This window comes from Lacticaseibacillus salsurivasis, assembly GCF_036246225.1.
Lineage (GTDB): Bacteria > Bacillota > Bacilli > Lactobacillales > Lactobacillaceae > Lacticaseibacillus > Lacticaseibacillus salsurivasis.
Window position 1 is genome coordinate 1 of the sequence record NZ_BTTP01000030.1, and the last position, 9,183, is coordinate 9,183.

At 52.9% G+C, this 9,183-nt stretch carries 10 protein-coding genes; 2 read left to right on the forward strand and 8 right to left on the reverse strand.

Translation table 11 applies throughout. From position 1 onward, the window contains the following. Nucleotides 1-415: 415 nt before the first annotated feature. The 6 genes from purB to AAA927_RS12595 form a co-directional block, all read right to left on the reverse strand. Nucleotides 416-1,714: an adenylosuccinate lyase gene (purB, locus tag AAA927_RS12570; RefSeq protein ID WP_338218119.1), complete on the reverse strand. Its 1,299-nt coding sequence runs from the start codon at nucleotides 1,712-1,714 to the stop codon at nucleotides 416-418. Nucleotide 1,715: 1 nt separating this feature from the next. After that, nucleotides 1,716-2,840: an ATP-grasp domain-containing protein gene (locus tag AAA927_RS12575; RefSeq protein ID WP_338218120.1), complete on the reverse strand. Its 1,125-nt coding sequence runs from the start codon at nucleotides 2,838-2,840 to the stop codon at nucleotides 1,716-1,718. Continuing rightward, entirely contained in the window at nucleotides 2,837-4,174 is a 1,338-nt protein-coding gene (locus tag AAA927_RS12580; RefSeq protein ID WP_338218121.1) for a nucleobase:cation symporter-2 family protein, read from the reverse strand. The genes AAA927_RS12575 and AAA927_RS12580 overlap by 4 nt, the downstream gene beginning before the upstream one ends. Next, entirely contained in the window at nucleotides 4,174-4,764 is a 591-nt protein-coding gene (locus AAA927_RS12585) for a xanthine phosphoribosyltransferase (protein ID WP_125581527.1), read from the reverse strand. The genes AAA927_RS12580 and AAA927_RS12585 overlap by 1 nt, the downstream gene beginning before the upstream one ends. A gap of 253 nt (nucleotides 4,765-5,017) precedes the next feature. Further along, nucleotides 5,018-5,611: a glycoside hydrolase family 73 protein gene (locus tag AAA927_RS12590; protein ID WP_338218122.1), complete on the reverse strand. Its 594-nt coding sequence runs from the start codon at nucleotides 5,609-5,611 to the stop codon at nucleotides 5,018-5,020. Between the two features lies 1 nt (nucleotide 5,612). Beyond that, nucleotides 5,613-6,104: a hypothetical protein gene (locus AAA927_RS12595; protein WP_338218123.1), complete on the reverse strand. Its 492-nt coding sequence runs from the start codon at nucleotides 6,102-6,104 to the stop codon at nucleotides 5,613-5,615. Nucleotides 6,105-6,457: 353 nt separating this feature from the next. Here AAA927_RS12595 and AAA927_RS12600 point away from each other — a divergent pair, with 353 nt between their 5' ends. Continuing rightward, nucleotides 6,458-7,087: a hypothetical protein gene (locus tag AAA927_RS12600; protein ID WP_338218124.1), complete on the forward strand. Its 630-nt coding sequence runs from the start codon at nucleotides 6,458-6,460 to the stop codon at nucleotides 7,085-7,087. Between the two features lie 44 nt (nucleotides 7,088-7,131). Here the strand turns inward: AAA927_RS12600 and AAA927_RS12605 are convergent, their stop codons facing one another. Beyond that, nucleotides 7,132-7,707, reverse strand: coding sequence for an ECF transporter S component (locus AAA927_RS12605; protein ID WP_435891533.1), 576 nt, complete (start codon nucleotides 7,705-7,707; stop codon nucleotides 7,132-7,134). 126 nt (nucleotides 7,708-7,833) lie between these two features. Further along, nucleotides 7,834-8,352, reverse strand: a complete 519-nt coding sequence (locus AAA927_RS12610; protein WP_191987472.1) for an alcohol dehydrogenase — start codon at nucleotides 8,350-8,352, stop codon at nucleotides 7,834-7,836. A gap of 475 nt (nucleotides 8,353-8,827) precedes the next feature. Here AAA927_RS12610 and AAA927_RS12615 point away from each other — a divergent pair. Beyond that, nucleotides 8,828-9,183, forward strand: a 356-nt coding sequence (locus AAA927_RS12615) for a helix-turn-helix domain-containing protein (protein WP_338218126.1), incomplete at its 3' end; no start/stop codon positions are given.

Sequence of the window (9,183 nt, forward strand, 5' to 3'; positions counted from 1 at the left end):
CTTCAATCACCACAATCGCTCAGCACAAAGAAACGGCCTCACCCCTGATGAATACTGGAGTGAAGCCGTTTAGAAACAGACAAAACTTTATATTATTTCATCTGTCAACTTGACAGGGCCAAGTGCACTTGGAGCCTCGCTTTGCGAGTCTTCAAGTCGCGGCTTGTTCTAAGCCAACAAGTTGGCTAAGAACAATTTCACCACTGAGCCCCTGCCTGCTTCGGTGGTCCTTGCCTACCTTGGCGGTAAACTGAACCATTCACCTGACCGCTTTCAGCCTCGTTTCAGCGCTACCAGAACTCAACTTGAATATCGTCGGCTACTCTGTCGATTAACATTCCGCCAACCCAGCTTAAGAATCAAAAATCGGCAGCCATTCTTGCTGACACAAGAACAGTTGCCGATCATTTAAGATTTAATCGCCCAAGCCAATGCGGTCGAAGATTTCATCGACGTGCTTCAGGTGGTAATGGTAGTCAAAAGCGTCATCCAAGGCGGCCGCGCTGAGGCGGTCTGTGACGGCGGGGTCAGCTTCCAAGAGCGTGCGGAAGTCGCGGTGTTCGTCCCAGGCTTGCGCGGTTTTTGGCTGCACGAGGTCATAGGCTTGTTCCCGGCTCATGCCAGTTTCAATCAACTTAAGCATCACGCGCTGGCTGTAAATCAGGCCATGCGCTTTTTGCATGTTTGCTTTCATGGTGTCTGGGAAGACGTCCAGGTTAGCCAGAATATTGGTGAAGCGGTGCAGAATATAGTCCAGCAAACCGGTGGCATCTGGCAGCATCACGCGCTCCGCCGAGCTGTGGGAGATGTCGCGTTCATGCCAAAGCGGCACATCTTCCAAAGCTGGGGTGGCATAGCCGCGGATAATCCGGGCCAAGCCCGTGACGTTTTCAGAGCTGATGGGGTTGCGCTTGTGCGGCATGGCGGAGCTGCCTTTTTGGCCGGCGTTGAAGTGTTCTTCCACTTCATGGACTTCGGTGCGCTGCAGGTGCCGAATTTCCAAGGCAAAGCGTTCCAAAGAGGTCGCAATCAGGCCCAAAGTTTGGATGTAATGCGCGTGCAAGTCACGCGGCAAGACCTGAGTGGAGATTTCCTGGGCGCGGATGCCTAGGTGTTCGCAGACGTAGGCTTCAACCGCTGGCGGGGTGTTGGCAAAAGTGCCCACCGCGCCAGAAATCTTGCCCGCTTCCACATCTGCAGCGGCATCGTCAAAGCGCTTGGCATTGCGCTTCATTTCGGAGTACCAGGTGGCCAGCACGAGCCCAAAAGTCGTGGGTTCGGCGTGAACGCCGTGAGTGCGCCCCATCATCACGGTGTGCTTGAATTCCTTGGCGCGCTGGCCGATCAGTTCAGTCAGTGTCTGGATGTCGGCGCGGAGAATTTCATCCGCCTGTTTCAACACTGCGCCTTGCGCCGTGTCCACCACATCGGTACTGGTGAGGCCAAAGTGCACCCATTTTTTCTCAGGACCGAGGGATTCTGACACATTGCGCGTGAAGGCCACCACATCATGGCGGGTCACGGCTTCAATCTCGTGAATGCGGTCTACATCGAACTTCGCATTGGCCCGCAAGGCTTTGACATCTGCGGCAGGAATTTCCCCCAGCTGAGCCCAGGCTTCGGCCGCCAGAATTTCGACTTCCAGCCAATTGCGGTAACGGTTCTCTTCAGTCCACACTTGCGCCATTGCTGGCCGGCTATAACGGTCGATCATGTTACTCCTCCTTATTCAGTGACAAGTGAAAATGGTCAGTCGCGTTCAAGGCGGCTACCGCTTCGGCAGCCGGATGGAAAATGGTCATGGCACCGAGCTGAGCGCTGCCCACCGGATAGAATTCAAAGTGCCAATCGGGTTTGATCTGCACCTGGGTCATCGCCGCCGCTTTTTGCGTCGTCGCTAGCGGCACCAGGAACCCTGGCCGCAGTAGCGACACCACGGGCAGCGGCCAGCCGAGCAGCGCCCGTAGATGCATTTCGACCGGACTGATGCCGGCCGTGGTGGCGAGCACCGCGGTGTTGACTTGTGGCGCCGGATAAATCCGCTTCACGTAGAGGCTTTGACTTTCAGTCATGAAGAATTCCACGCCAAACGCCCCGGTGTAATCCAAATGCTCCGCAATCACCTTGGTCACGCGGATCAGCTCCTGCGTGACTTCTGGGCCAGCTGTGGTGGGCACAAACGCCGCCTGCAAGCTGCGGCCATCAACCACCGTTTGCACTGGTGGCATGACCTGCACGGTGTCCCCGCTTTTGGCGGCGGCCACCGCAAACTCGACAGGATGCGCCAGCCAAGCCTCCAAGACATACGGCCGCTGCTGCAACAATTGCTGCGCATTGGCCACATCTTCGGGACCATTCAACAGCAACTGTTGATCGGCGCCCATATCTTTTTGGATTGGCTTCAAAATCGCTGGGAAGCCGACGCTTTCAATCGCCTTGCTGATGTCATTGGGACCCACGACCTGCGCGTAAGGCAGGATGTTGATGTTTTGATCATCCAAGAACACCATTTCCAAATAGCGATCCTGGGTCACGGTCAAAATATCCGTGCCCGACGGTAATTGCGTCTTCGTGGTCAACTCCGCCAAGGCATCGCCATCCACGTTTTCATTCGCGTAAGTCACGATGGTGGACACCGAAGCGAGCCGCGCCAAGGCGTCAGCGTCATCCGCTGATCCCACCAGTGGCATATCCGCTGCGGTCAGCGCAATATCATCTTCACTGGGGGCCAACACAATGGCGTGCATCCCCAGATTTTTCGCCGTTTGGGCGAGGGCGTAACCCAGCGGCCCCCCGCCAATGATGCCGACCCCGGCACCCGGTTCGATAAATGCAGTCACGGCCTGCCTTCTTTCTGATCAGTTTCATTCAGTCCATCTTGTTCATCTAACTCTGGTTGCGGCTTTTTGGCGTTAAACAACAGGTTCAACCCCACCGCCGAAATGCTAGCCAGCAAAATGCCTGATGAGAACAGCAGCTGCAAAGTCTTCGGTAGGAATTGGACAATTTCCGGTTGGACCGTCACGCCCAAGCCCAAACCAATCGAAATCGCCGAAACCAGCAGATTCTTATCATTATGGAAGTCCACTTGCTGCAGCATGCGAATCCCTTGCACCGCTACCATACCGAACATCACCAGCATCGCCCCGCCTAATACGGGGTTAGGAATAATGGTCGCCAGCGCACCGATTTTCGGCAGCAGCCCCAACAGCACCAAAAACAGCGCTGAGAACATCACCGGCTTGCGTGTTTTGATACCGGACAACTGAACCAAGCCCACGTTCTGCGAAAAGGTGGTATAGGGGAAGGTATTAAAAATGCCGCCTAACAGCACCGCTAGCCCTTCGGCGCGGTATCCTTTTTTCAGGTCTTGGCTTTCGATTTTGCGACCAACAACATCCCCTAAGGCGAAGAACACCCCAGTGGACTCCACCATCGAAACCAGCGAAATCAAAATCATCGTCAGAATCGAGCTCCATTCAAAGTGCGGCACCCCGAAGTAAAACGGCGTCGGCACATGAAACCAGGAAGCTTCGATCACCGGCTGGAAGGAAATCATCCCCATCAGGCCGGCCAAAACTGAACCGCCGACCATCCCAATCAAAATGGCAATCGAACGAATGAAGCCGCGGCCCCAAACGTTAAAGGCCAAAATCAACAGTACCGTGAATGCGCCCACGGCCAAGTTAGCCATGCTCCCATAATCCTTAGCGGCGGTGTTGCCCCCGCCTAGGTTCTGGAACGCCACGGGAATCAGTGACAGGCCAATCACGGTGATCAACGTCCCGGTCACCAGCGGCGGGAACAGGCGCCGCAATTTGGCGAACAAACCGCTGATCAAAAAGACAAACAACCCGGCGGCGATGATGGCCCCATACATGGTTTGAATGTCGAATTTTTGGCCGATGGCAATCAGCGGCGTTACGGCTTGCACGGCACAACCTAAAACCACTGGCAGGCCGATGCCGAAGAATTTGTTGGCAAAGACTTGCAGCGCCGTGGCCAAACCACACATGAAAATATCAATGGACACCAGATAAGTCATTTGCTCGCTGGAAAAATGCAGCGCCGTCCCAATCAGAATCGGCACCAGTACCGACCCGGAATACATCGCCAGCAGGTGCTGCAAGCCTAGAACCGCCGCTTTCGGGGCGGAAACATCTTGCTGCTTCATTAGGCCTGCTCCTTTTCATCTGGGCTGAACACCACTTGGCCATTTTCAAAGGCAGCGATGCTGGCCAAAGCTTCCGTGTGAATATGCCGGTCATCCAGCAACTTGCGGCCTTTTTGGAACCGCTTCTCGATCACCACCCCAACACCTTCCAACGTCGCGCCGGCCTGCTGGATAATGTCGAGCAAGCCTTCAACCGCCTGACCGTTGGCTAAGAAGTCATCAATCACCAGCACATGATCGTCCGCGGTGAGGAATTTTTCTGCAATCGCGATGGTATTGGCGGTTTTCTTAGTGAAGGAATACACTTCGGCAGTGTACAGATGGTCTTTGAGCGTCAAACTCTTGTGCTTACGCGCAAACACCACTGGCTTGTGAAATGCCATCCCAGTCGCCAGCGCCGGCGCAATGCCAGAGCTTTCGACGGTCAAAATCTTCGTGATGGGCACTCCTTGAAACCGACGATAAAATTCTTCGCCCAACGCTGTCATCAAATCCGGATCTACTTGATGATTCAAGAAGCTGTCCACCTTCAGCACATCAGCTCCTAACACTTGACCATCCTGTCTGATTCGGTCTTCAAGAAGTTTCACGTTTACTCCCCATCCTTTTCTGCAATTTAGTTTCACAAAGTTTACCATAAAATCCCGGCAGTCACAATTTGAATTCGGGGGATTATGTGGATTTTCCGTTCGGTAATGAGCACGGCCCTAAGGCGGGTTAAGCGCACCGTGAAAGGCTTACGTAAGGCATACCCCAGCATAAACGCAGACAAAATAAAAACCCGATTATTCGGGTTTGCTCAAGTGAAGCGTTATTTTCGGTCAAAAGCGTGCGGATTATTCGTCATTGGTCATATTGCGTCAAATTATAAGTCTCAATAATCTGAATCAATTTGTTGGCGTAGGTGGGATCCGTGGCATAGCCTGCGGTTTGGAGCGCCTTGGCCGCAGTTTGGTAATCAGTCGCTTGGCGCACCGGATCATACAAATGGGCATTCCATTTGGTGCCATACACCAGTAGCAACGCATGGTCTTTAATGGAGGCCTCGTCATTGGCGTAAACCCGAAACCGAGCTTTCACCGTAATCCACTTACCATTCACATATTCTTTCGTGGCTAACTCGCGACTGGTGCTAGGATCGGTGCCTTTGACCCCAAACAGATTATGGTAGTCACTGGCCAGCGTCGACTGGCCCCAGTCGGATTCCAGAATAGCCTGGGCCAAAGTGATGCTGGCCATGACAGAATACTGCCGCTGCATCTCCTGCGCATAAGGCGCGATGCGTTTGATAAAAACGCGGTGTTCATCAACTGCTGGCTTGGTCGGGGTATCGGTCAAGGTCAAGCGGTGACAAGCCACCACGCCAACCGCCACAAAAAACACCGCCAATATTCCTGTGATCATTGCTGGCAAATGCTTCTTGCGGCGTTTTGGCATACTAGTCCTCCGTTTGCGGGGCTGGCAGCTGCTTTTGGGCAAATTCCAGCAGCGTCAGTTGCTTGGTTTGTAGTTGTTTTAGTTCAGGATTGGGTACCACAAAGTCCAGAATATCAGCGAGACCATGGCTGCCATAGTCAAGGCGAATTTGTAAGTGGGCCTCGGTTTGCCCACTCGCCAAAGTAGTCTTCTTCAGTTCTGTTTCGACTTCTGGCGCTTGCAACCACGCCGTCGCGATGGTCGCCTTGGCCGCCTGAAACCGCCATGCTGGCCGACCACCGTCTTCACTTAAGGTCATCTTTTGCGCCAGCATCCATTCATAGTCGGTGAATAAATAACGTAATTTCTCCCGCTGGTGCGTCGTCAGCGCGGCATCGCCGGCGTAAACTTGCGCCACAGAAATCCGCAATTGCTCAGCCAAATAAGCCTGGCCATGGTCGGCGCGCCCTTGAAGGGTCAAAGCCGCTAGTTCTAGCAGTGTTTGATCATCCATAAAATCACCTCATGCCTATTGTAGCAGACTCAAGTGGCGCCGGCATGAGGAAGTGGCTGGTGTCGCTTGATCAGCCCGGAGCGCATAGCGCGTACAGGCTGACATACGACAGAAAGGCTACTCATCCGGCCAAAAGCGGCCTTGCTCCGCTGCCTTTCTTAGTCGCGCTGCGCAAGGCCAACGCCGGAGTGATTAGCTACGCGCCACGCCTCGCCAGCAAAGGGCGCTGGCAATGCGTGGTGCTAGGCTACTCATCCGGCCAAAAGCGGCCTTGCTCCACTGCCTTCTCTGTCAATGACTAGCATTCTGGGGCTTAATCGGCTAGGATATAGGAAGATAAGGGGGCGCATGCGATGAAAAAAATTGGCTTGGTCATTGCCAGCCTGCTACTGCTGGCTGGGTGCTCAACGGCGGTATTTGACCAAAAAACACAATTGAACGATGCGGCCCAAACCATTTTGACTCAGGTCAGCAAAAAGACAACTTTGATGAACGAGTTGGATGCCGATGCCGGCGCCTTTCCTTCCACCTTCGAAGCCGCCTATACCAAAGATCCCAATCAGGACTTTAGCAGCGAAGGCCCGGTGGCAGCGCTCATCAGCAAGCGCGAAGCAACCTACAAGAAGCTCGAAGCCAGCCAAAACAAAATCGAGCAAGCCAACACCACGTTGACTAAAATCAATGCGCAAGGTAGCAAGCTCCCGCAGCAGCGCCTGTCTGACGCCTTGAACAGCTTGAAGCTTGCCCATCTGGATCATAAAACCTTCGTCACCTACTACGACGAGTTGACCACTGCCGAAACGACTTTCTTCAAGACCGTCAGCAATGACCCCAGTGATCACAAAGCGGTTGAAGCGGCGTTGACTCGATTGATGCAATACACCAGTTCCCTGAGCCAGCAAGCCGAAATCGTGTCGGCTAACCTCGAAACGGTCACCACCGAAACGAAATCCTTACAAAAAGCCATCGTCAAACTTGATTGATTGTCCAACAAAGCCCCTGAATCCCAGCGATTCAGGGGCTTGTTTTATCTTCTGCGGGCTTGCACCGCCAGGAGAACCCGGCCCAAGATTGGCGTGACGATGCCGGCCATGGCGGCTTCAGCAATGGCATTGATGCCAAACGCCGCCATCAAGAGCAGGCCCAAGTTGGCAGAGTCAGCGCCAGCCACGACCTGCGTGGCCCGGCTGGCGAAAAAGAGCCAGGTGAACACAATCACGAGCCCAGTGTTGGTGAGCGCCCCGAGAATACCAGCAGCAACGAGTTTGACCGTTGCCCCCAACCCGGTTTTGACCTTGGGCGCAATCAGATTAAACACTGCCGCCGCGACAATCCCCACCATCACCCGCGGCACGATCGCGATAATCGGATTTTGAAACAGCAACAGCGTCATCGGGTCGGTGGCTGACGTGTACGCCTTGATCAAGCTAATCACACCCCACAAGAGCCCGAGGCCGGCGCCGCCTGGAATGCCGAGCAACACCCCGCCTAAAATAACCGTCAAATGAATGGTCGATATCGCCGGCCACGCTGGAAAGATGCGGATGTAACCCACCATGGGAATGTACGCCTGCAAAATAATCAAGGCGCCAAAGATCCCCATCAAACTGATGGTGCGACTAGAGTGTTTCACCTTGCTGCCTCCTTGGCCACCACTGGCCATGATTTTGTTGCTATTGTACAGATTTTTGCCGTAAAAAAAAAGCCTGATGAACCATCAGGCTGAGACTTACGCTTCCAACAGCTCCATCAAAGATATTGCTTCAGGCGTTTGCACCCGTTTCAGTAGCGGCATTAAGTATTGCCGTTCCGCCCGCTGGCGCGCTGTGACCGCCTCACCAAAAGAACAGTACGTCCGGTTCAGCACCAGCTGGCCCTTGAAGAACAGACGCGCATTCCATTTGCCGGACTGTTGATCAAAGCTGACGCCAGTGACGCCGCTTTGATTGGTCGAGCGCACGGTTAACGTCGCATTCAAATTGACGCCTTCCGTGGCGGCAAATTGATTCTTTTGGCCAATTTTGGCTGCGGTCTTCGGGTTTTTGCGAATCGCTTCGCGCATCACTTCCCGCCGGTAGCAACCGCAACTGGTCGTGGCCCCTTTACGCAGCCGGTAACCATCAACAATGGTCCGCTGCCCACAATCACATTGACAAAGCCAAGTGGCATTGCCATTCTTGGCGGCGCCTTCATAGCGCATCACCGTTAAGCGGCCAAATTTTTGGCCAGTAATATCCTTGCGTTTCATCGTAAACACTCCCAAAAAATGATGACGTTCCCCCAGTGAACGATTGTCACCCTTTTCCCAGCGCAAAGCAAGACTATTCGCCAAACATTTCCCCTGATGTATAAAAACAGAAGCTGGGAAACGATGGTATGAAACTAGGTCTAAAATAACACATAACATTTAATTAATGCAAATAATTTTCATTGTATTTTATATAACAATTAAACAGTTCAGTATCAGCAATGGTTTTCATTGAATTGTGCGCAATTAAAATCATGTAAAAAAACATTTCATCAGCGCAAGCCAGCCTCAAAACTGTGATCAAGAAACGCGGCCTCTTTTGCACAAAAAAGTCCTACTCCGGTCTTTCGAGAGACCCGATCTTGAAAATAATTTTAAGCCTGTTATTCAGCAATACCGGTGAAAAGCACGGACCGCGTCATGAAGTGCCCTACAATTGTTAGACAAGAGGTCTAACGATTGTGGGGCATTTCTTGTGACCAAATATAGTAACGAATTAAAGGCAAAAGTGGTTTCTGAATACTTGAAAGGCGGTGTTGGTTACAAAGAGCTCAGCGTTCAATATGGTATTCCTTCGCGCGCTAACATTCAAACCTGGGTCAATCAAGCTAGAGCTCATGGTCTCGAATCTCTGAAAGTTAAGCATACAAAAGTTGAATACTCTCAAGCATTCAAGATTGCCGTGGTAGAGTATGTGCATACATATCAAGTAAGTCGTGCGCAAACTGCGGCTCATTTCGGTATCTCTCCCAGCCAGGTTAATTCTTGGTATCGCATCGTCAGAGATCAAGGCGTGGCTGGTTTGCGCTCTACTCACAAAGGGAGACCAGC